Source organism: Allomuricauda sp. M10, from assembly GCF_020782875.1.
Lineage (GTDB): Bacteria > Bacteroidota > Bacteroidia > Flavobacteriales > Flavobacteriaceae > Flagellimonas.
The window spans coordinates 37,058-59,217 of sequence record NZ_JAJGBN010000007.1 but is presented as its reverse complement, the minus strand read 5'-3'; the positions used below and the strand labels follow the sequence as shown (position 1 = coordinate 59,217).

At 41.7% G+C, this 22,160-nt stretch carries 21 protein-coding genes; 13 read left to right on the top strand and 8 right to left on the bottom strand.

Annotation, left to right across the window (positions count from 1 at the left end):
• Window positions 1–100: 100 nt before the first annotated feature.
• The 4 genes from LKX84_RS15835 to LKX84_RS15820 form a co-directional block, all read right to left on the bottom strand.
• A complete protein-coding gene (locus tag LKX84_RS15835; RefSeq protein ID WP_228238313.1) occupies window positions 101–4,048 on the bottom strand; it encodes a PAS domain S-box protein in 3,948 nt (1,315 codons plus the stop codon).
• A 154-nt stretch (window positions 4,049–4,202) separates the two neighbouring features.
• Window positions 4,203–4,466 (bottom strand): hypothetical protein, encoded by a 264-nt coding sequence (locus LKX84_RS15830; protein ID WP_228238312.1) that lies wholly within the window; start codon window positions 4,464–4,466, stop codon window positions 4,203–4,205.
• 63 nt (window positions 4,467–4,529) lie between these two features.
• Complete coding sequence (locus LKX84_RS15825; RefSeq protein WP_228238311.1) at window positions 4,530–6,029, bottom strand: amino acid permease; 1,500 nt, start codon at window positions 6,027–6,029, stop codon at window positions 4,530–4,532.
• Between the two features lie 207 nt (window positions 6,030–6,236).
• On the bottom strand, window positions 6,237–6,740 hold the full coding sequence (locus LKX84_RS15820; protein WP_228238310.1) for a hypothetical protein: 504 nt from the start codon (window positions 6,738–6,740) through the stop codon (window positions 6,237–6,239).
• A 555-nt stretch (window positions 6,741–7,295) separates the two neighbouring features.
• Here LKX84_RS15820 and LKX84_RS15815 point away from each other — a divergent pair.
• Window positions 7,296–8,237: a hypothetical protein gene (locus tag LKX84_RS15815; RefSeq protein ID WP_228238309.1), complete on the top strand. Its 942-nt coding sequence runs from the start codon at window positions 7,296–7,298 to the stop codon at window positions 8,235–8,237.
• Window positions 8,238–8,606: 369 nt separating this feature from the next.
• On the opposite strand, the gene LKX84_RS15810 is transcribed toward LKX84_RS15815, so the two are convergent.
• Window positions 8,607–9,038 (bottom strand): RrF2 family transcriptional regulator, encoded by a 432-nt coding sequence (locus LKX84_RS15810; RefSeq protein WP_228238308.1) that lies wholly within the window; start codon window positions 9,036–9,038, stop codon window positions 8,607–8,609.
• Window positions 9,039–9,153: 115 nt separating this feature from the next.
• Here LKX84_RS15810 and LKX84_RS15805 point away from each other — a divergent pair, with 115 nt between their 5' ends.
• The 12 genes from LKX84_RS15805 to LKX84_RS15750 all read left to right on the top strand — a co-directional run bounded on the left by LKX84_RS15805 (window position 9,154) and on the right by LKX84_RS15750 (window position 17,991).
• Complete coding sequence (locus LKX84_RS15805; RefSeq protein WP_228238307.1) at window positions 9,154–9,666, top strand: c-type cytochrome; 513 nt, start codon at window positions 9,154–9,156, stop codon at window positions 9,664–9,666.
• A 5-nt stretch (window positions 9,667–9,671) separates the two neighbouring features.
• Window positions 9,672–10,256: a fasciclin domain-containing protein gene (locus LKX84_RS15800; protein WP_228238306.1), complete on the top strand. Its 585-nt coding sequence runs from the start codon at window positions 9,672–9,674 to the stop codon at window positions 10,254–10,256.
• A 54-nt stretch (window positions 10,257–10,310) separates the two neighbouring features.
• A complete protein-coding gene (nosZ, locus tag LKX84_RS15795) occupies window positions 10,311–12,233 on the top strand; it encodes a Sec-dependent nitrous-oxide reductase (RefSeq protein ID WP_228238561.1) in 1,923 nt (640 codons plus the stop codon).
• A gap of 127 nt (window positions 12,234–12,360) precedes the next feature.
• Window positions 12,361–12,972, top strand: a complete 612-nt coding sequence (locus tag LKX84_RS15790) for a hypothetical protein (RefSeq protein WP_228238305.1) — start codon at window positions 12,361–12,363, stop codon at window positions 12,970–12,972.
• A 9-nt stretch (window positions 12,973–12,981) separates the two neighbouring features.
• A complete protein-coding gene (locus tag LKX84_RS15785; protein WP_228238304.1) occupies window positions 12,982–13,413 on the top strand; it encodes a nitrous oxide reductase accessory protein NosL in 432 nt (143 codons plus the stop codon).
• 24 nt (window positions 13,414–13,437) lie between these two features.
• A complete protein-coding gene (locus LKX84_RS15780) occupies window positions 13,438–13,731 on the top strand; it encodes a cupin domain-containing protein (protein ID WP_228238303.1) in 294 nt (97 codons plus the stop codon).
• 49 nt (window positions 13,732–13,780) lie between these two features.
• Window positions 13,781–15,031: a nitrous oxide reductase family maturation protein NosD gene (locus tag LKX84_RS15775; RefSeq protein WP_228238301.1), complete on the top strand. Its 1,251-nt coding sequence runs from the start codon at window positions 13,781–13,783 to the stop codon at window positions 15,029–15,031.
• Window positions 15,028–15,741 carry an ABC transporter ATP-binding protein gene (locus LKX84_RS15770; RefSeq protein WP_228238299.1) on the top strand — a complete coding sequence of 238 codons (714 nt, stop codon included), beginning with the start codon at window positions 15,028–15,030 and terminating at the stop codon, window positions 15,739–15,741. The genes LKX84_RS15775 and LKX84_RS15770 overlap by 4 nt, the downstream gene beginning before the upstream one ends.
• On the top strand, window positions 15,734–16,516 hold the full coding sequence (locus LKX84_RS15765) for an ABC transporter permease (protein ID WP_228238297.1): 783 nt from the start codon (window positions 15,734–15,736) through the stop codon (window positions 16,514–16,516). Before LKX84_RS15770 ends, LKX84_RS15765 begins: the two co-directional genes overlap by 8 nt.
• A gap of 256 nt (window positions 16,517–16,772) precedes the next feature.
• Window positions 16,773–17,207 carry an RrF2 family transcriptional regulator gene (locus tag LKX84_RS15760; protein WP_228238295.1) on the top strand — a complete coding sequence of 145 codons (435 nt, stop codon included), beginning with the start codon at window positions 16,773–16,775 and terminating at the stop codon, window positions 17,205–17,207.
• A gap of 85 nt (window positions 17,208–17,292) precedes the next feature.
• Window positions 17,293–17,673: a group III truncated hemoglobin gene (locus tag LKX84_RS15755; RefSeq protein WP_317206482.1), complete on the top strand. Its 381-nt coding sequence runs from the start codon at window positions 17,293–17,295 to the stop codon at window positions 17,671–17,673.
• Window positions 17,674–17,679: 6 nt separating this feature from the next.
• The gene (locus tag LKX84_RS15750; RefSeq protein ID WP_228238294.1) at window positions 17,680–17,991 is read left to right on the top strand and encodes a hypothetical protein; all 312 of its coding nucleotides are present in this window, start codon (window positions 17,680–17,682) and stop codon (window positions 17,989–17,991) included.
• A 411-nt stretch (window positions 17,992–18,402) separates the two neighbouring features.
• Here the strand turns inward: LKX84_RS15750 and LKX84_RS15745 are convergent, their stop codons facing one another.
• The 3 genes from LKX84_RS15745 to LKX84_RS15735 form a co-directional block, all read right to left on the bottom strand.
• Window positions 18,403–19,335, bottom strand: coding sequence for a metallophosphoesterase family protein (locus tag LKX84_RS15745; protein ID WP_228238293.1), 933 nt, complete (start codon window positions 19,333–19,335; stop codon window positions 18,403–18,405).
• Between the two features lie 90 nt (window positions 19,336–19,425).
• The gene (locus LKX84_RS15740) at window positions 19,426–20,256 is read right to left on the bottom strand and encodes an N-acetylglucosamine kinase (protein WP_228238292.1); all 831 of its coding nucleotides are present in this window, start codon (window positions 20,254–20,256) and stop codon (window positions 19,426–19,428) included.
• Window positions 20,257–20,335: 79 nt separating this feature from the next.
• Window positions 20,336–22,036: a beta-N-acetylhexosaminidase gene (locus tag LKX84_RS15735; RefSeq protein WP_228238291.1), complete on the bottom strand. Its 1,701-nt coding sequence runs from the start codon at window positions 22,034–22,036 to the stop codon at window positions 20,336–20,338.
• Window positions 22,037–22,160: the final 124 nt, after the last annotated feature.

Here is a 22,160-nt window from a genome sequence, read left to right as displayed (position 1 = left end):
TAAAATAAATGTTTTTAAATTTTATATCAATTGGAAAGCTACACGGTATACCGTGTTTTTGGCGGTTGATAAAGAAGCGTTTTCACGGTATACCGTGTTTTTAATCGTTTTTTTGGATGCCCAGTTTCAGCATCTTATCCCTCAAGGTGCTGGGTTTAAGCTCTAGGATGACAGAGGCACTATTGGGTCCGGAAATTTTCCAGTTGCATTTTTCCAAGACCCCAATGATATGGTTTCTTTGAATGGTTTCGAGTGACATGTTCTTTTCCTTGATGGGCATTTTGGCTTTTTGGGCTTCGGACTCAAAACCGGGTATAACAAGGGTCTCCCCGTTGGATAGAATGGATGCCCGCTCTATTAGGTTTTCCAGTTCCCTTATATTTCCCGGCCAATCGTAGCTTTTCAGCTTGTCCATAGCCGCGTCGGTAACATATTTGATATTTTTATTATAGTGTTTGTTGAACTTGTCCACAAAGTGTTCCACCAATAATGGAATGTCTTCTTTTCTGTCCCTAAGCGCGGGCACCATGATCGGAAAAACATTCAACCTAAAGTAAAGGTCCTCCCTAAACCGTTTTTTTTCTATTTCTTCCTTTAGATTTCTATTGGTGGCGGCAATGACCCTCACATCCACTTTCTTTATTTCGGTTCCACCTACCACTTCTATTTCACCTTCTTGCAGGAACCGCAATATTTTTGGCTGCATATCTATGGGTAATTCCCCTATTTCATCCAAAAAAAGGGTACCCCCGTTTGCCAGTTCAAATTTGCCCACCTTATCCGTTACGGCACCGGTAAACGACCCCTTTTTATGTCCAAATAATTCACTCTCGATCAATTCCCTTGGAATGGCCGAGCAATTTACCTTGATCAACGGTTTGGTATTTCGTGAACCGATGTTGTGAATGGCCCTCGCCAACAACTCCTTTCCAGTACCGGATTCTCCCAAGAGCAACACTGTTGCATTGGTGGGGGCCACTTTTTCCACTTCGGTAAGAACATTGCTGAAAGCCGCACTGCCATAGACCATTTCCTCAAAATTGAAGACCAGGTCCAATTCGTTTCTCAGATAAATGTTCTCCAGTTCCAGTTTGGTCCTGAGTTCGTTCAGTTCGGAATTGGCATTCGCCAGTTCTTCATTAGATCGGATGAGCTTTTCTTCCGCTATCTTACGCTCAGTACTTTCTACCATCAGGGAAACAATATTGGCGATCGAGGTGGCAAATTCCTGTTCGTCCGCACTCCACTCCCTGCTATCGTTCCCCACATGTTCAAAACAAATGATGCCATAATAACCGTCTGCACTGTTCACAAATACATCCATTAGTGACTTGATATTGTTGGGCACCAAATAATCTTTCAAGAACATTTTGGTAATGTCATCCGTTTGAATGTTATTGACCAAAACGGTCTGTTTTTTCTCCAGGGCTTCAAAATACTTGGGGTTATCGATTTTGGAAATCACCATTCCTTCGGAATGCTCCATTTTGCCTAGACTATAAAGGTTTTCACACGAAATGGTCGTTCCCTCTACATTGAATTTCCAAACGCTTACCCTTTCCACATTCAGGGTTTCAGCGGCCAATTGGGTGATCAGGTTTAAAGAGTCCTTAAAATCCTTTCCGACCAGACCTGCAAGTTTTAGGATAACATCTTTCTTTTTGGTCGATTTCTGGGCACTCTCCACCAATAAAGTCCTGGCCTTAACCTCATCGGAAATATCCTTCATGGTCCCGAACAGGGCTATAACTTCCCCTTTGTCGTTTGTAATGTTCCCTGTCAAAAATGTTGCGAGGAACATTTCGCCATTTTTTCTTATAAATTCAAATTGAAAGGAAGGAGCTTCGCCTGCGGCCACTTTCCGGTTGGTTTTGGTAATGGTCTGAAAATCCTCAGGTTTGGCAAAGGGATAGGGCAAGGTAAGCCCTATGAGCTCGTCCCTTGCGTAACCTAGGATGTTGCACGTGGAATCGTTCACCAAAATAATTTTACCCTCCAGGTTCACAATGATCAGCCCTTCTTGCATGGACATGACAAGATTATCGGTAAACTCTTTGGCCAATTTTAGTTCCTGCTCTGCTTTTTTCCGAGCCGTTGTGTCAATAACAGTAGCAAAGTAGGATATGATCCTGTCCTCATCATTCCGCAAGAGGGAAATCATGACATCAACGTTAAAACGGCTTCCGTCCTTGCGCATGTAGATCGTTTCAAAATTATCCAGCGTTTCGCCCTTCTCAATTTTTTCGTGTCGCAAATTGGATTCATCCTCGATCTCCGGGGGGGAAAAAGGGTAGGGACATTGTTGCCCAATCAATTCTTCTTCCGAAAAACCGGACATCTTACAAAATGAGGGGTTGACTCCTGTGATCTCGGTATGCATATTAAAGACCACTAGCCCTTCGTGCATGGAATCTATTAGGTTTTCGGAATATTCTTTTGCGGACTTTAATTCCAATTCCGTTTTTTTTCGTTCGGTGATATCGCGGATGATTCCGATTAAAAATTTCTTCCCCTTTTCATCCACAAACCTGGTTTTTTTGGTGGAAATGATCTTGGTTTCACCACCGCGGACCGTTAGGCTTTCCTCGTTCAGTATCTCCTTTCCTGATTCCAAGACTTGTCGATCTATTTTTAAAAACTCTTCTCCTTCTTCCTGTGATACATCTTCAACCAGCGTCTTGCCCAATATATCTGGCCTTGAAAGATCAAAAATGCTACAAAAAGCATCGTTCACCAGTAATAATCTACTTTCATCATCCTTTACAAAAATGGGGTCGCCAATATTGTTGAGGATGTTGTCCAAGTAGTTCTTGCTTTCCAGTAAATGCTCTTCAATCCTTTTTATTTCTGTAATATCGTTGACCAGTCCAACCAAATTGGTACATTGTTGTTGGTCATTGAACAAGGGACTAATGGAAATAAGGGCAGTTTTAAAAGACTGGTCAGGTTTTGGAGTGGTCTCTACATATTGTACGGTACCTTTACTTTTGATCGCGTCATTACAATTTTTTACGAGCAATAACAGTGTAGGTCCGGATACCAGTTCATCCGCAAATTTATTCATCACATCATTTTCTGTGATTTTCATAGCCTCCAAAAAACTTTGGCTAACAGAAATAAACTTGAACCTATCTCTACCACTTACCTCCAAAATGAACAAAGGTTGGGTAACAGATTTATTGATAATCCCCAAAAGCTTCTCCTTATGTACCAAACTGGCTTCCGCACTCTTCTTATCCGTGACATCGGAAAAATAAACGGTCATTCCTTCAGGTGAAGGGTAAAATCTATTTTCAAACCATTTACCAAGGGGGCCATAATACTCCGTGAGCTCTTTTTTTTGTTGGGTTTCAAATGCCTCCAAACATACTTTATAAAAAGACAACTGGTCCACCCCGGGATATTCCTCCCAAATATTCTTCCCTATAAGACTACTGGGTGTTCTTCCTAAAATAGCGGCCGCATTTTGGTTGATGTAGGTATAGTTCCAATCTTTATCAAGGGAAATAATGCCGTCACTGATATTGTTCAAGGTATAGTCCAATTGGGACAAAAGCTTTTTTTCCACCAAAAGGTCCATATATTTTTTACGGTAACTTAAAGTGGTAAACAGTTCTTGGTTGGGTGAACCAACATTTGAAACATCTTTTCTTTCTTCACTAAGATCCTGCATAAGAGCCAAATGGGCCACTACCCTACCTTCTTGATTCTTTATGCTGGCCACAAAGATCCAAACCGGGAAGCGCTCCCCTCCTTTGCGGAGATGCACTGTTTCATATTCTCCCTTAAAATCTTCGTTCAGTGTCTGCTTGACCCCGTCCCGAAAAGTATCATAAAGTTCCGGGGGCCAAAACGGGTATGGGGCCGAGGTACCCAACAATTCCTCCTTGCTAAAACCGGTCATCTTGCATAGGATTGAATTGACCATTACTACGGTGCCATCGGTATCCGAAATGAGCAACCCATCCCTAATAGTTTCTAGAAAAACATCCGAAAAACCATGGTTATGTTTAAGCTCGTGCAGCAATGTCACATCCTTGTAAACCACTATATTGGAATTTGAACTTTCTTACCTACCCCGTAATAATTAGTGGTAATAATTTAAGATTTTTTTGGCAATTTCCAATAATACTTAGCCTTAGGAACGTATTCATCGTTTTTTTGTCATGGCTAAGGCCGTAAGTAGTTCCTATCTCCATGGGTCATATCACCCCTGAAGCCCTTAAAATTCCCACAAGGCCCACCCCTATCCAGAATACATTGAGAATCGTATAGGGCCTATCCCCTTTTAAGACTGCAGTCCATGAAAGGATGATGGCATCCAATGTATTGAAGGCCCATACAAAGAGAAAAGGACTCTCTTCTCCCATCCAGCTTACCAACGAAAAACTGGAAATGCGCATAAGGACCCCAATCATTTCAATGGAGCGGACATGGGTCAAAATAAATGTATTGATTGCCTTCATATGTTTATTACCATCCAATTTCAATGTTGTAATTTCAACATTAACCTTTCCATGAACCGATACCTAGGCCGCAGGGCTCAGTTTGCTTTTTCTAAACCCATAGAGCAGGTAAACAACAACTCCCAAAACCATCCATAACACAAAACGGTACCACGTCACCGTTGGAAGGGAAAGCATAAGGGCCAAACAGGTTACCACACAAAGCGTACACACCACCTTGAACCAAGGTGTCTTGAATCTTCTGGGCGCATCGGGTTGTTTTACCCTAAGCACCCAAATACCGATGGCCACCAGTACAAAGGCGAACAAAGTACCAATGTTGGTCAGTTCGGCAGCTATGCCTATATCAATAGTGGCTGCCAAGACTCCTACAAAGAGACCTACCATGAGGGTTGCGAATGAGGGTGTTGAAAATTTCGGGTGTATTTGGCTAAATCGTCTACCCATTAAACCATCACGACTCATGGAATACAAGATCCGTATCTGGCCCAATTGCATGACCAAAAGTACGGTGGGCATGGTCAGTGTTATCCCGATGGCTATCAACAAGGCCACATTGCCTTCCCCAACCGATAAGAGGGCCTCGGCCACAGGCTTTTCATTGGCCAGTACATCCAATGGAACCATTCCTGTCAATGCCCCTGCCACAACAATATATAACAAGGTGCACACCACCAAGGCAAAGATCATGGCCCTGGGCAGGTCCCTTTGCGGATTTTTGGATTCTTCAGCCGTTGTACTTACCGCATCAAACCCCACGTAGGCAAAGAAGACGAGGGCCGCACCGGTCATAATACCTTGCCAACCATTGGGTGCAAAGTCCTTCCAATGCTCCGATGGATTAAAATGCGGGATTCCGAACCATAGAAAAATACCGATCAGCACTAGTTTAACAATGACCAAAGAGGCATTTACCCTTGCCGACTCCTTGATGCCTATATAAAGCAATAGCGTAACCACTAGTGTGATGACAAGGGCAGGAAAATTCAATAAAGAGGTGACTTGTGGCATGGAATGTACCAAACTGCCGTACTGGGATGAGATACCTGGCGTCAACTCGGTCCATACACCTGATGGCAACTGTACCATTTGTGTACCTGTCGCCGCCGACATCCATCCAGGCAAATACAAACCAAATCCATCTAGAAGGTTCTTAAAATATCCTGACCAGCCTATGGCCACTGCTACGTTGCCCACGGCATATTCCAAAACAAGATCCCAACCAATGATCCATGCCAATAGTTCCCCAAAAGAATTATAGGCGTAGGTATAAGCACTGCCCGAAACCGGTATCATGGAGGCAAACTCTGCATAACATAGGGCCGCAAAAAGACAGGCCAATCCCGTAATCACAAAAGATACCGTAAGTGCCGGACCTGCCCCCATAGCATGCTCCGTACCGGCAGCGGCCTCTCCCGTAAGTACAAAAATCCCTGTTCCTATAATGGCCCCTATACCTAGCATGGTCAAATCAAAAACACCCAACGACTTTTTAAGGGAAGAGCCTTCTGATTCTTTTTGGAGCTGTTCCAACGTTTTTTTCCTGAATAATTGCTGTAACATCTTTTTACTTTTTATTCGATTGTTTAAAAGGAATCATGTTGATTTGACAGATAAAAATCTTGTTCAGGGAAAAGAATCAAAGCTCTTAATGCCTAACAGGCATTTAAATGAATCTTGGCATTGTGCCGCTATGTACATTCCTTTCCCTATAACAATCAGGCCATCCGTTTTGGCAAATGATCGATTCCGACCATTGTTAGTGCCAAATTAGGCCGCGGCCCTAAATGGTCTTGAAGGAACGGTATACCCCAAAATCAGCTCTTTCCATTTTTCGGCCCGTTTTATATCGTAATCCTCCTTGCAATATCCATTACAATCAAAGAAGTTGAGCTGGATTTCCTTTTGTCCATGCAGCATGAGTTCAAGGTCTACACTTTTTCGATATGTGATTAGCTCCCCGTTTATCCTCTGGTTCACTTCTTGAGTGGAAACTGTACAACCCTTGATGGTTTTCATTGAAATTTCTTTCCTGATCAATTCATTTTTGTTGAGTCGTAAATAAATAAGCTTTGACTTCGTCTTATCCAAACCAATCAAGGTGTTTCCCCAGAAATCCTTATAATCGAGACGATATCCACCTCGTACAATCTCATTTTCAAATTGTTCCCTTATTTTTTTTGTCTGCTTTTTTCCTAAAAGGGCAGCATAAAAAAAGGGCAGAAAAATTACAAGCGTCAATAGGGCCGATATTAGGCCCATACCATAATCCATAGTATTAAATTTTAGTGTTACTTATCATTGATCAAAATCTCAAAAGCCTCCACTTTGCAGCGGAGATAGATAGTAGATCAAGGAAAACTATGGAAGGGGAACAGTAATAGCCTTTTAAAATGAAAATGTATGAGTCCCATGGCATGTGAACCATACTCTTCCTGGACTTCAACTCCTGGGACAATTGGGGCATAATGCCACAAATACTGGGAGAAGCCCTTATTTTTAAAGTTGGGTTGGTTCTGGATAATGGCCAATGGGGATTTTTCCTCCAAAAAGGAATATTGTTTTTTTTGATGCTCGGTCAATCCGCTCCTTACATCAGTTTGTGGTAGGCCTTGGTCAAAATAAATGGTAGGGCATTGATGGTTAAATGTCCACAGAAAGTGTACACATAAGAGAAGCTTTAAGAAACCCACCCCAGTAAAGATTTATAGTCAAAGTTAAATTTTCTTTGGTTAAGCAATTGTTAATATTTATAGGGAACAACAACCTTAAACATACTGGCATTGCTGCAATTGTTTACCTTCGTCCAAATTTTGAACACCATATCCGATGGTTGGTTATTTGGGTTTTCTTATTGCCGCCTATGCCGTCATTGCCAATGACATTATACAAACTTTGGGCACCTTTCTATCCTCTAACCACAAGAGACCTTGGTATGTTCTGTGGGGTTTTGCTGGATTGATCTTGGTATTGACCTTGGTCATTGGATGGATTCGGTTTCAGGGAGACGTTTCGTATGGAAGATTGGATCAAATACCATTGCCCGAAAAGCTGCATTGGTGGTATTTGACTGCCCCATTGGCTTTATTGATTGTGACCAGGTTTGGCATTCCTGTCAGTACCACCTTCATGATTTTAAGTGTTTTTTCCACTACACAGGTAATAGAAAAAATGTTGTTGAAATCCCTCATGGGGTATGTTTTGGCCTTTGTTTCGGCATTTTTGATCTACCTACTAATTGCAAGATCTCTTGAATCGAAAGCATCTCTAAGGCTAATGGACATCAAAAAGCAGAAGAAGTTTTGGTTGGCTGCCCAGTGGGGTTCCACAGCTTTTTTATGGACCCAATGGCTTATTCAGGATTTTGCCAACATCTTTGTTTTCTTGCCTAGGGTACTGAGTTTAAACGAACTATTATTGTCAATAGCCATAATTCTGGCTTTAATGGCCTATACTTTTCAAAAGCGGGGAGGCAAAATACAGGAAGTGGTAAACAAGAAAGTGAACACCCAAAATATCCGTTCCGCTACCTTGATCGACTTAAGCTATGGCCTGTTACTAATGGGGTTCGGTAATTTGACCAATGTTCCCATGAGTACCACATGGGCATTCATCGGTATTTTGGCCGGCAGGGAAGTTTCGTTGAGCTACTCATTGAACAAGAAGGAAATGAAATCGACCTACAAGGTCATTGGCAAGGATCTGACCAAAGTAAATCTTGGCCTGGCCATCAGTATACTTGTGGCCTATTTTATCAAATTGCTGGAATGATCCTCTTGTAATTATCGGTACCATTTTCTCTCTATATTCTTGGCCATCAAATGTTGCAATGAATTGGAAGATCTAGCAAAACAGCACTTGTAAACTGATGCTTTGGAGTAGATTAAAACCAATTGGAAGTGTACTCAATGCCGTGCCACAAGTGAAGGTGTCCGTTTGAGTGTAGTAAGTTTTCATCCAATTGGCCCCAATTTCCCATAATGATATTGCATCTATATCCATTTTTTACCTTAGGTCCATATTGTTTGATGTTTTGAATTTGGTTTTCGCCCTGTACCATATCCCCCCATGAACCAATAGTGCCCCCATGCATTCCTTCTTATCTGGCATTACCATCTTGACCTATTTCCCAAAAAGGATTCAGAAAGGGAAAAACGCTTCAAATTCTTGTTTGCTTTCAATCAAGTCCAAAATGGTTGTGTGTTCAAGTACACTTATAAACCTAGCCTTATTGGATCCAACAAGTTTATGAAGTACACAAGGGTTGCTCCTATCACAAGTATTGACTCCCATCACACATGAGTTTACTTTCTTTTCACCATCGATTACTTTTACAATATCCATTAAAGTGCGCTTTTGGTCTTCCTGGCTCAAATAAAAACCACCCTTTGGCCCCCTAACAGAAGAAATGACATGATGACGGGATAATTCTTGAAGCAATTTGGCCAAGTAGGCCTCCGGTACATGTATCACCTCATAGATTTCCCGAACCATGACCTTATGGTCCTCATTGGAGTTCAACGCTAAATAAATCACTCCTTTTATGGCATATTTGGAGGAATTGGAGAGCATGTTCTTTTGTGTTCATCAAAGATTAAAAGATATTTTTATCCTTTTTATGATTTATATCATGTTATAAACCTATTCACCTCTATACTTTTGATTCCAATTTTTAACCAATTATCACATGAAAACGATAGCCAAAAGTATGGCCCTTCTGTTTGCCCTGATCATGATCGGGTGCGGCGGAAAAAATGAAGCGAAAAAAGAGGAAGGTTTTAGTGTACAACGGAAAAAAGCAGAAGCGGAACAGCCTATGGAGGCCCAAGGGGCAGATGAGACCAAGGCATCAGAGCGTATTGATTTGACCAACAAGGGAATAGGCCCGGTAAAATCCATACAACTATCCCCTGATATTGATCCGGCCATGGCAGCTAGCGGAAAAGAAGTCTATGAAAAAATGTGTTTGGCCTGCCATAGGGTCGGAAAAAAATTTATCGGACCTCCACCCAATGGCGTGTTGGAACGAAGAACACCTGAATGGGTCATGAACATGATCTTGAACCCCCAAGAAATGGTACAACAAGATCCCTTGGCCAAAGACCTTTTGCAAGAATTCAATGGTTCACCAATGTCCAATCAAGGTCTTACCCAAGACCAGGCAAGAGCCATATTGGAGTATTTCAGAACTTTAAAATAGACAATATGATATCCACCAAAAAACTAAAAACAATCAGTATGTCTTTTTTGGTATTCCTGACCATCATGGGGTGCAAAAATGATAACAAAGCAAACATTGAGGATTCCAACAGTACGGCGTCCGAGAATGTAGAAAGCAAAATGCAGGGACAAGCCTTTATAAAGGATGATGAATCTAAGCCCAACGTGCTTCAAGTTGCCTTGGGTTCACCTGACCACAGTACACTGGTAACAGCAGTTCAGGCGGCCGATTTGGAGAATGCCCTTGTAAATGCTGGGCCTCTAATGGTATTCGCACCGACCAATGAAGCCTTCGCAGCATTGCCCCAAGGTACCGTGGAGAACCTTTTAAAACCGGAAAACAAAGATGCCCTTGCCAATATTCTGAAGTACCATGTCACACCTGGAAACTATTCCAAAGACTTTTTGAAAAAATTTAAAAAGCTAGGGCAGGCCAACAATCAAGACGTTATGATCGAAGTACAAGGAGACGACGTTTTTGTCGGTGGGGCCAAGATAGTTGCCAGTGTACCGGCCGGTAACGGCATTGTACATGTTATTGACAAGGTACTCCTACCTGCAAACCAATGATCTCAAAATAAAAACAATAAAAAAATGAAAATCGACAAGTATTTTATATTCTACATGGGCCTAGCCTTAATGCTGGCCTCTTGCGGGGAACAGAAGAACAGTTCCAACGGAGCTTTGTCCTCCAGTGCCGCCGAAAAAGTATATGTTGCCCCAGGGGAGCAGGATGAATATTATGCCTTCTTATCTGGAGGTTACAGTGGCAACCTTACCGTTTATGGATTGCCATCGGGCAGGATGTTCAAGGAAATCCCTGTTTTCTCGCAATTCCCTACATCAGGTTATGGGTATTCTGAAGAAACCGTTCCGATGTTGAACACTTCCCATGGGTTCGTTCCTTGGGACGACCTCCATCACCCAGACATTTCACAGACCAATGGTGAACTGGATGGAAGATGGATCTTTGTGAACGGGAACAATACCCCGCGGATTGCACGGGTGGACCTCAGCACATTCGAAACCGCAGAGATCATTGAGGTTCCCAATAGCGCAGGAAATCACAGTTCCTCCTTTATTACGGAAAATACGGAATATGTGGTGGCCGGTACCCGGTTTGCCGTTCCTGTTCCGCAGCGGGACATGCCCATAAATGAATACAAGGGAAACTTTAAAGGTGCCCTGACATTTATCAGTGTTGATCCAGAACATGGCCATATGGCCATCAAGTTCCAATTGTTGATGCCTGGTTTCAATTATGACCTTTCCCATCCAGGTAGGGGAAAATCACACGGTTGGTTTTTCTTTACCACCTACAATACCGAAGAGGCCAATTCGCTATTGGAAGTGAACGCCTCCCAGAACGACAAGGATTTCATTGCGGCCATCAACTGGAAAAAAATTGAAGAATATGTAAACAATGGTGGGGGTACCAAAATACCGGCCAAGTATGCACATAATGTATATGACGAACATTCACATACTGGCACTTCCACTCTTAAGGAAGAAGTCCTTACCGTTGATCCCACCAAAGTCCCAGGGGCCGTTTACTTTTTACCTACTCCAAAATCGCCACATGGGTGTGACGTAGATCCAACCGGACAATATATCATTGGTAACGGAAAACTGTCCGCTGATCTTACCGTACACTCCTTTGATAAAATGATAGCAGCCATTGAAGGTGAAAAATTTGATGGTGAGGCTTATGGCATACCTATCTTGAAATTCGAGGATGTTTTGGCCGGACAGGTCAAAAGTGGCGGCCTTGGCCCACTGCACACCGAGTTTGACGGCAAGGGAAATGCCTATACCACATTCTTTATCTCTTCAGAAGTCGTGAAATGGCAATTGGGGACATGGGAAGTCATCGACAGAAAACCTACCTATTACTCCGTAGGACACTTAATGATACCGGGAGGCAACTCACGAAAACCTTTTGGCAAATACGTTGTGGCCATGAACAAAATCACAAAGGACCGTTACTTGCCAACAGGACCTGAGATGGAGCACTCGGCACAGTTATATGATATTTCAGGAGATAAAATGGAATTGATCTATGACTTTCCAACACATGGGGAGCCCCACTATGCCGCAGGATGTCCTGCTGAACTGTTGACATCCAACTCAAGGAAAATTTACCGATTGGATGAAAACAGACATCCCTATGCAGTTACAACAGCGGATGGGTCTAAGGTGGTACGGGATGGCAACGAGGTCCATATCTATATGTCAACCATTCGAAGTCACTTCACCCCGGATAATATTGAAGGGATCAAGGTGGGTGACAAGGTATATTTCCATATCACCAACCACGAACAAGATTTTGATGTGCCCCATGGTTTTGCCATCTTAGGCCAAAACTCATCAGAATTGCTGGTTATGCCCGGCCAGACCAAGACATCTGTTTGGGAACCCAAGGAAGTAGGTGTATGGCCTTTCTATTGTACCGATTTCTGTTCCGCCCTGCATCAAGAAATGCAAGGATACGTAAGGGTTTCCCCTGCCAATTCCAATGTGGAACTGAAATGGTCACTGGGTGAATAGTACGGGATGATCTTTTCATCAAAAAACAAAGCGGGCCGTGTCCATGACCTGCCCGCTTTTTTTACAAATTGAAGTTTATCAACCTAACAAAAACCGCTCTCAGTTTGTAATCTTTAAATCTAAAAAAATGAAAAAGGCTAGTATAGCAATGATCATTGGCCCGCTATTCCTATTGGGACTCTACATCTTCCCTCTTTGGAACATCATGTTGGGTGCCCCACAATATCCCGATCCATTGGGACTGAACATCCACATCAATGGCCTACAGGGTGTGAACGAATTCGATATACAGAACATCGATGGCCTGAACCACTACATCGGAATGCATACCCTGCCCAAAGTTGAGGATATGTGGGAATTTGGCACATTTCCCATAGTCATTGGGATCATGGCCGCCCTTGGGGTATCAATCGGTATATTGGGCTATCTGGACAAGTTAAGCTTCAAATGGTTCCTTGGATGGTTCCTATTGATGTCCATTCTGGGTCTATTGGGCATGTACGATTTCAACGAATGGTTAATAGATTACGGCACCAATTTGGATTCCAATGCCATCATGAAATTGACCAACCCAGATGGAAGCCCAATGACCTATAAACCTCCTTTGTTGGGACATGTTAAAATGCTCAATTTTGATGTTACCTCTTTGCCTTCCACGGGTGCCTGGCTTATGTTCGTGGGCATGATGCTCACCTTGGCCGCTGCATTCATGGGGTGGAAAAGCACAAAAACCCAATAATAACGATCCATGAAAAAACAGTTGTTCCTTTTACTATTCGTCCTGGTCCTGTCCTTGGGCTGCAGCGTACGATCAAAACCCATTGATTACGGACACGTTGGCTGCCACTATTGCAGCATGACCATTGTGGACAAACAACATGCCACACAGTTGGTGACCACCAAAGGCAAAGTGTTCAATTTTGACGCTGCAGAATGCATGATGAACCATTTGAAGGATGTAGATGAATCTGACATTTCGCTCTTTTTGGTCAATGATTTTGACCAACCCGGAGTGTTGGTTGATGCCAAAAGGGCAACTTACCTTATCAGTGAGAACATTCCTAGCCCAATGGGTGCATTTCTCAGTGCATTTTCCGAAGAACAAACCGCCAAAAAAATCATGGACATTAATGGCGGGGAACTTCTCTCTTGGACAGAATTAAAAGAAAACTATAAATAATATTAAAACAACGAACCAATGTATATGATCGCCATTGATAACACCATTGCACAGCAAACCTTCAAGGAACTACAGATCCAACAACTGGTCAAAACCCCAACCCTTGAAATCTTGAGCATCAGTCTAGCCGAAAAATCCATATTTCCCAAACACATATCACCAAAAGATGCCCATTTGATCGTATTGGAAGGCTCCATCGATTTTCATATTGAAAATCAAATCATTAAATTAACGGCTCAACAGCATTTTGGTTTTTCCAAGGAAGTGGAACATTGGGTAAGTGCCATTGAGGATACTAAATTTTTGATCATCAGATAAAAAGGCACTGTCCGATAAAGCCACAAAAGTTCCAAAAAACAAAAATGTCATGATATTCCACAATCTACATATCAGGTGCTCCTTATTGTTACTAATATTCCTTTCGGCACATAGCCTTTGGGCAAGAACATGGACCGTTTGCCCGAGTTGTGAAAATAGTTCCCTGAAAGAGACCATTAAAAGTGCAGATGCCCATGACACCTTGTTGATCTTAAAGGGAACCTACCGAGAGTTTGACATTTTAATAGACAAACCTTTGTTGATCAAAGGAGTGAACTACCCTATTATTGATGGCGAAAAAAAGGGGGAAATTCTAAGGGTTCAGGCGGATAATGTTACTTTGGATGGCCTGTTCATCATCAATGTTGGGGTAAGTTACACCAAGGACAATGCAGCAATTAGAGTGGTAAGAAGTAAACATTTTCTGATCCAGAACATGGTCCTGGAACAATTGTTCTTTGGCATATACTTGGAAAAATCTTCACTTGGCAAAGTATACCATAACCGCATTATAGGTGAAGCTGTGGACGAGTACAATTCAGGAAATGGTATTCAGCTATGGTATTCCACTGATATTGAGGTTCGAAAGAACCATGTACAGGGTACTAGGGACGGTATCTATTTGGAATTTTCCGACAATATCAACATCACCGAAAATGTCAGTATGGACAATCTTCGCTATGGACTTCATTTCATGTTTTCCAATCATGACACCTATACACACAACATTTTTGAGAACAATGGAGCCGGGGTGGCCGTAATGTTTTCAAAATTTATTACCATGAAGAACAATACCTTTCACAAGAATTGGGGTACCGCTGCCTATGGCATGTTGCTGAAAGAAATAAATGATGCCGAGATAATTGGTAACGTTTTTAAAGAGAACACCATAGGCATCAATATTGAAGGGTCCAATCGGATACATTATATCGGTAATGACTTCATTGGCAACGGCTGGGCCATACGGGTCATCGGTGCATGCTATACCAACCGTTTCAAGGGCAACAACTTTTTGTACAACTCTTTTGACATTTCCTATAACAGTAAATTGAACGATAATGTTTTCGAGGGAAATTTTTGGAGCAGTTATACGGGCTATGACCTGGACAAGGACGGTATTGGCGATGTGCCCTATCGTCCGGTTAAACTATTCTCATATGTAGTGAACCGTACCCCTGAGACCATTGTTCTACTTAGAAGCCTTTTCATGGATATCATCGATTTTTCCGAAAGGGTTTCACCTGTATTTACCCCGGACAATTTGATGGATGCCCAACCCTTAATGAAAATACGATCATGACCATAGAAATAAAGGAACTTCATAAACAGTTTGGTAAGAATCGGGTACTTAAAGGTATCGATTTGACCATAGAACAGGGCCGTATCTATGCCATTCTGGGCCCCAACGGTTCCGGAAAGACAACGCTGATAAAGAGCATTCTAGGCATGGTAATTCCAGATAAGGGGCATATTTCGGTACTGGGCAGAACCATAAAAAAAGATTGGAAATACCGAAAGGAAATAGATTACCTTCCCCAAATAGCCAACTTCCCCCCGAATATTAAGGTAAAGGAGTTGATATACATGATCAAGGACCTACGGAACTACCCAAGTACGGAGGGTGAATTGATCGACATTTTTGGGCTTGAGCCCTATTTAGACAAAAAGTTGTCGGCTTTGTCCGGAGGCACCAAACAAAAAGTGAACATTGTCGTAGCTTTTATGTTTGATAGCCCCTTGATCATTCTGGATGAACCGACCACAGGATTGGACCCCATGGCCTTGATTCGGTTAAAGGAGTTGATCAGAAAGGAAAAGGCTTTAGGGAAGACCATTTTGATTACCTCCCATATTATGCAATTTGTGGAGGAAATGGCCGATGATATTCTATATCTATTGGAAGGGGAAATCTATTTCAAAGGGAATATAAGGGAACTTTTGGAACAAACGGGACAACCTGATTTTGAACATGCCATTGCGGCCCTAACAACTACTGGAAACCATGCTTAAGATCCTTAAATACAGTTTTTACGACCTTATCCGAAGCCGATGGAGCTATGTTTATTTTTTGTTTTATCTGGTTTTGGGGTTTGTGTTGTTGTTCCTGAACAATGATGTATCCAAAGCAGTAATAACGTTGATGAATGTGATCATAGTACTGGTTCCTTTGATTGGGACCATTTTTGGGGTCATGTACTATTACAACTCTAGGGAGTTCACCGAACTTTTACTGGCCCAACCCATTGATCGCAACTCCATTTTTATGGGTCAATATTTTGGTGTGGCAGGTTCGTTGACCCTCAGCCTAGTTTTGGGGCTCGGTACTCCTTTTGTGCTCTATGGCCTATTTAGGAGCAATGCCATTTTTGATTTCTCCCTTTTGTTGGTTACTGGTGCTTTTTTGACCTTTATCTTTGTGGGGCTTTCCTTTGTGATTGCAATATCCAACGAAAACAAGATAAAGGGATTTGGGTACGCCGTGTTGATTTGGTTGTTTTTGGCCGTGGTCTATGATGGCCTGTTCTTGATGTCGCTCATCCTTTTTGAAGAATACCCATTGGATACCTTTTCTTTGGTGGCTACCATGCTCAATCCCATTGACCTTTCAAGGATTTTGATATTGCTTAAATTGGATATCTCAGCCCTACTGGGATATACCGGTGCCATTTTCAAAAAGTTTTTTGGTACCGATCTAGGTTTTTTTATTTCCATTGCCACGCTTTTCATGTGGACCCTTTTACCCATATTGGGATTGCGATATAAGGCACAAAAAAAAGATTTTTAATATAGGTTGAACATGGTCCATAAAAATAATCCGTGAATAGGCACATGTTGCATCAAAGCCATTTTTTAAGATGCCACATACTTTATTTTAACACCGTCCCCCTTTTGGAAACTCTAATATGATTTTATCCTACTATCTCTTTGGTTTCGAATGCTTGTATTTGAGGCAAAATAAGAGCCACCGGCCAAAAAAATAAAGGACAACTTTATCCTAATAAATTTAAATACTATATTTGATTCTAAATGAAATTCCCCTGATGTTTTCAAAAGCTTGTGAATATGGTATTCGCGCAACCGTCTATATTGCGCTTCAATCTTTGGAAGGAAGACGTGTGATTGTCAATGAGATTGCCAAGGAAATTGACTCTCCCATTGCCTTTACGGCCAAGATCCTGCAGCAACTTTCAAAAAGTAAGGTCATTCATTCCGTCAAAGGCCCCACAGGTGGGTTTGAAATTGAACGAAACAACATGAATACCGTAAAATTGAGCATGATCGTCCACGCCATAGACGGGGATGACATTTATGTTGGTTGCGGCCTGGGTCTCAAAGAATGCAATGCCAGCAGGCCTTGCCCCCTGCATGACAAGTTCATAGACATCAGAAATGACCTAAGAAGTATGCTGGAAAACACGAGCCTGTACGAACTTGCTACCGGATTGGAAGTGGGCTTGACCTATTTGAAACGTTAAAATAGGACCGTATAATTGGTAGTACCCTGCCCAAATCAATCCTCTTCAACAGAAAATTGTCTAATTAGAATTTTTCATTTTGGGAATAGATAAAAAAGAAATTAAAAGCATTGAAGAAGTGAAGGAGATGGTAGATCTCTTTTATGCAAAAGTCAGAGAGGATGATCTTTTGTCCCCTATCTTCAACCATGTCATCAAAGATAATTGGCCAACCCATTTGGTAAAGATGTATAGGTTCTGGCAAACTGTACTATTGGAGGAACATACCTATTATGGCAGTCCGTTCGCACCCCATGCCCAATTGCCCATTAAGGGTTTACATTTTGATAGATGGAAACGATTGTTCCTTGAGACCGTGGATGATAATTTTATGGGCAAAAAAGCCTCGGAAGCAAAATTTCGTGCAGAAAAGATGGCAGAGATGTTTCAAATCAAAATTGAGCATTTACAAAAAGTAAACACCTAAATTCCAATGGAAGCGAAGCTTTCCGAAATCTTCATTTTCGAAACCGGTACGGTGCAATACCATAAGGAAGCATTGATGGTATTGGAAATCAAAAAGGAATTTGTTTCGCGCTTGGCCAAGCATTTGTGCCTTGCCTATTTAGAAATCCGACCTAAAGATGACAATCTTTGCTATGCCCAAAACCCAAACATCCGTTTGGGATATAGGACAGTTCTTTCAAAATCAGATATTCTGAACTATTTGGACCAACGATTGCAATCTGGGATTTACCACAAGGAATCGGACATTTTATTCTTTAACCACCACTTGGACTTGTGAAAATTTCCAAAAAAATAAGCGGCTATCCCAGAGAACCAATACATATTCATATAAGAGAACCTAATGGAGCCAAAAAATAGCGAAAATCCACCTCCCTGTGGCGAAAATGAAAGAACTGTTTATAAGGCTACCATGCAAAGCAAAAACGACTACTCCACATGTATCAGGACAATTGTTCCTCTGTCGGAACGGGGCTAACAGGTTTTGGGGCAATGACCTGATTTTCATTTTGGCACGATATACCGACCCAAAATATGATTAAGATCAGTGACATTTTGAGATTTCTCAAGGTTTACGAGTTACGCTTAAAGATGATAATCGATTTAAAAGGGACCAAAACCAGGTAGTAATACAAATATGCTTTATGGTCAACTGATACATTAACCATATCTTTTGAATGACATGTCCATATTACTGCCACTCATATTCATAATACTTTCTTTGGTAGCTTCCATCCGGATATAAATCAAACACACAAAAACCACAATGAGTCCGGTGAAAGGTTTCAGAGGACCACCAATTGCCACTGATAGCACCAGAACCCAAGTAATCTATACCATCATAACTTATTTTATCCAATAAATGCAAATGGCCACTGATACAGAGTTTCACTTGTGGATAGCTTCTTAATATCGCCTGAACCTCATGTGAATCGGAATGCATCAAAGACCCGGACACTTTCCATATTCCATTCTCCGATTTTGCCCAATCAAAAATACAGGTCGATAAGATGGGGATATGGGAAACGATCATTACATGGGTCTCTTTGGGCGTATTGTCCAGTTCCCCTATCAACCATTCCCTTTGTATATCATCTATAAAAGCGGTGTACCAATTACCGTCCATGGTTTGGGTACTGTCCAAGACAATAAACTTCCATTGACCTTTAGTAAAGCTATAGAACCTATTCTGCAGTTCCATTTCGTCCATTGCCCAGTTTTTACCATACATTGGATCCGATTTTGGCCCTCCTCCCCATATATCGTGGTTACCTATGGCATAACGGATATTATTGGGCAGACCTTTCTTAAGGGAATGCCATAACTTCCATTGATCTGCGACCTCGACCCGATTCTTTTTCAATGCATCCATAATCACATCTCCCGTGTGACAAATGATATCGGGATCCGGAACAATTTCCATGGCTTTTTCCATAAACATAGCGGTATAGGCAGGGCTATTTCTATCATCGAATACATGGGTGTCCGTAAGTTGCAAAAAACGCAATGGTCCATGTAGGCCCAATTGCTCATTATTATTTTTAAGGTCGATTGCTCTAGCCGACCCAAAAGCCATCGCGGTAGAACTTAGGGCCAAGGTCCCCATAAACTTTCTGCGTTTCATTTTGATTTTCAATTATGGTGATTCATTATGTTTTGGTTAAACCTTGATCCAATCAAGGTGTTGTTCTTGGGAAATATATCAGTCTTAAACCTAAAAATCATTAACAATGTGTTCTATGGGCTTTCTAATAAAATACAGGGTGGTGTACCCCCTTTTGTAGGCTTCTTCCCTTATTACGTTTTGTAGAAAAAATGCGATGGATCCAACAAAGTATATGGGGTGCTTTTTCATTTCCGAATGGTATGGACCCAATACATGCCCAAATACCTTATCCAATCCCTTCTTAATCAATCTCTTGATAAAAACATGTTCTTGGTACTGGATTAAAAATTGGGCGAAATTTGCCAAATAGGAACTGGGATTTTCCCCATTATACAACTCTTTCAGTATGGCATTCGTCTGAAGGTTATAGGTATGCTCAAAATTTTCCTTTAGTTCATCGGGCATATATCCGTAAGCGTAGCTACGGAGCAATTCCCTGCCATAATAATTGCCACTTCCTTCGTCCATTACCTGATACCCAAGGTCAGGCAATCTTTTATGAAGGTTTGTACCATCAAAAAAACAGCTGTTTGAGCCGGTTCCGAGTATGCACAACACTCCCACTCCACCTTTGATACATTTCACAGCCATTTCCAAGTCATCCTCAATCAAAATCTTAGCTCGGGAAAAACATTCATGGAACAACCCGACCAATCTATGTTTTGATTCTTCATGACTGCCTCCGGCGCAGTAGAATTCTACCCTAGAGACTTCAAGCGGAATATCTACTTTCACAAGTTGCAGTATTAATCTGATTTCAGCATCTGAAAGAATCATCGGATTGATGCCAATGGTCCTTTTTTGGAACACCTTGTTGTTTTTTTCGTCATAAAGGTGCCAATCACATTTGGTTGAGCCACTGTCCGCTATTAAGATCATCTCAAAATACCTTCATGACGATATGCTCCATATTTTGCAGGGCACCTCTCCATTTTCGACTTAGCAAAATCCATATCCATTACTCATTCAAAATGTTATCCACGGATTCTTCGAACAGATGCGTAGCATAATTGTACCCTTTGGCTTCATAGATGCTTTTGAATTTCATCATTCTCTTTTCAAAATCTTCATAATCCCGTTGGTTTTTAGCGGTCCATGCCACTTCAGACATTGCGGCCATTCTTGGCAAGACCATATATTCCACAGAACCTGTTGTTGTCATATACTCCGTCCAAACGTTACCTTGGGCACCCAGAATATGCTTCTCTTCATCGCTGTTGAGCCCTTCGGTAGGTTCAAAGCTATATACCTGTTCAACAGGAAGGTACCCCCCAATGGCCAAGGGTTCATTTTGAGTGTCTTTTGATTGGTAGTAATCAAAATAACAATAGGATGTTGGGGTCATGATCACATCATGACCTTGTTGTGCTGCCTCAATGCCGCCTTTTGTTCCTCGCCAGGACATAACAGTGGCATTTGGCGCAATGCCACCTTCCAATATTTCATCCCACCCTATGATTTGCTTCCCTTTGTTGTTAAGATACTTTTCCACACGTTGTACAAAGTAACTTTGTAGTCCATGCTCCCCTTCCAAGCCTTCCTTTTTGATACGTTCTTGACAACTGGGACATCTTTTCCAGTTTTCCTTCGGGCATTCATCACCCCCAATATGGATGTATTGGGAAGGAAATAGTTCGGTGACTTCATCCAATACATTCTCCAAAAATTCAAAGGTTTCCTCTTTTCCTGCACAGTAGACATCATTGTATACGCCCCACGATTCCTGTACAATTTTAGGCTCGCTGGCTTGTTGTTGATCTTTGGATTTCTCGGATATCATACCATTTGGGACCTCGGTTCTTTCCTCTGGATAGCAACTTAAAAAAGGATAGGAAGCAATTGCTGCTTGACTATGACCAGGGAGTTCGATTTCTGGAATCACCGTCACATGCCTTTTTGTGGCATGGGCCAACACTTCCCTTATATCATCTTGGGTGTAAAAACCACCATATTTGGTATTGTCATTTCCCTCACCGGGGTAATGACCAATGATAGTCCCGTTCCTATAGGCCCCTACTTCGGTAAGTTTAGGGTATTTTTTAATTTCTATACGCCACCCTTGATCTTCTGTCAGATGCCAATGAAAAGTATTCATCTTGTGCATGGCAATGAGATCAATATACCTTTTAACAAACTCAATGTCGAAAAAATGACGTGCCACATCCAAGTGCATTCCCCGATACTTATATCTTGGGGCATCCTTTATGGTCACTGCCGGTATGGTCACGTCCCTATAAGTTTCCCCATCTATGGGCAGTTCCACTAATTGCAGCAAGGATTGAACACCATAGAAGACTCCTGCGGCCGTTTTTCCCGTTATTTTGATTTTTTCATGACCAACCTCTAGTAGGTATCCCTCGTCGTTCGTAATCGAGGTATCAATATTCAAGGTTATATCCGCCTTTACATTTGTTGTTCTGGTGAAAGAAATGATTTGTCGATTTAGTCCTTCGACAGACTCCATCAAGTACTGGGCTTCATTTTCCAGTGCTTCTGGAAAATCAATCGTTGCTTTGTGCTGGAGGACAAACTTACCTTCCCCAATTTCAATTTCTAAGGGTTTTGGAACGATGTTATAGCTTTCAGATGTGTTCCTTTCTTGATGTTCCTTACAAGAAAGGACCGTGGCGATCAAAATTACAATAAGTGGTATTTTCATAGTATCAAATGAATAAGGATTAAGATGTTATCAATATTCTTTTAGAATTCCTTAAAAAGTTAATAATGTTTTCATATGGTAAATCCAATGGTCATGTGGTAAAATTAATAAAAATGTGTTATGT

Bases quoted from the DNA above. Each gene is read 5' to 3' on its own strand.
- LKX84_RS15750 (WP_228238294.1), top strand. From the start codon at position 17,680: ATGGAAGCGAAGCTTTCCGAAATCTTCATTTTCGAAACCGGTACGGTG.
- LKX84_RS15830 (WP_228238312.1), bottom strand. From the start codon at position 4,466: ATGAAGGCAATCAATACATTTATTTTGACCCATGTCCGCTCCATTGAA.
- LKX84_RS15800 (WP_228238306.1), top strand. From the start codon at position 9,672: ATGATATCCACCAAAAAACTAAAAACAATCAGTATGTCTTTTTTGGTA.
- LKX84_RS15770 (WP_228238299.1), top strand. From the start codon at position 15,028: ATGACCATAGAAATAAAGGAACTTCATAAACAGTTTGGTAAGAATCGG.
- LKX84_RS15745 (WP_228238293.1), bottom strand. From the start codon at position 19,335: ATGAAACGCAGAAAGTTTATGGGGACCTTGGCCCTAAGTTCTACCGCG.
- LKX84_RS15775 (WP_228238301.1), top strand. From the start codon at position 13,781: ATGATATTCCACAATCTACATATCAGGTGCTCCTTATTGTTACTAATA.
- LKX84_RS15805 (WP_228238307.1), top strand. From the start codon at position 9,154: ATGAAAACGATAGCCAAAAGTATGGCCCTTCTGTTTGCCCTGATCATG.
- LKX84_RS15780 (WP_228238303.1), top strand. From the start codon at position 13,438: ATGATCGCCATTGATAACACCATTGCACAGCAAACCTTCAAGGAACTA.
- LKX84_RS15825 (WP_228238311.1), bottom strand. From the start codon at position 6,029: ATGTTACAGCAATTATTCAGGAAAAAAACGTTGGAACAGCTCCAAAAA.
- LKX84_RS15790 (WP_228238305.1), top strand. From the start codon at position 12,361: ATGAAAAAGGCTAGTATAGCAATGATCATTGGCCCGCTATTCCTATTG.
- nosZ (WP_228238561.1), top strand. From the start codon at position 10,311: ATGGGCCTAGCCTTAATGCTGGCCTCTTGCGGGGAACAGAAGAACAGT.
- LKX84_RS15735 (WP_228238291.1), bottom strand. From the start codon at position 22,036: ATGAAAATACCACTTATTGTAATTTTGATCGCCACGGTCCTTTCTTGT.
- LKX84_RS15810 (WP_228238308.1), bottom strand. From the start codon at position 9,038: ATGCTCTCCAATTCCTCCAAATATGCCATAAAAGGAGTGATTTATTTA.
- LKX84_RS15740 (WP_228238292.1), bottom strand. From the start codon at position 20,256: ATGATCTTAATAGCGGACAGTGGCTCAACCAAATGTGATTGGCACCTT.
- LKX84_RS15785 (WP_228238304.1), top strand. From the start codon at position 12,982: ATGAAAAAACAGTTGTTCCTTTTACTATTCGTCCTGGTCCTGTCCTTG.
- LKX84_RS15815 (WP_228238309.1), top strand. From the start codon at position 7,296: ATGGTTGGTTATTTGGGTTTTCTTATTGCCGCCTATGCCGTCATTGCC.
- LKX84_RS15760 (WP_228238295.1), top strand. From the start codon at position 16,773: ATGTTTTCAAAAGCTTGTGAATATGGTATTCGCGCAACCGTCTATATT.
- LKX84_RS15765 (WP_228238297.1), top strand. From the start codon at position 15,734: ATGCTTAAGATCCTTAAATACAGTTTTTACGACCTTATCCGAAGCCGA.
- LKX84_RS15820 (WP_228238310.1), bottom strand. From the start codon at position 6,740: ATGGATTATGGTATGGGCCTAATATCGGCCCTATTGACGCTTGTAATT.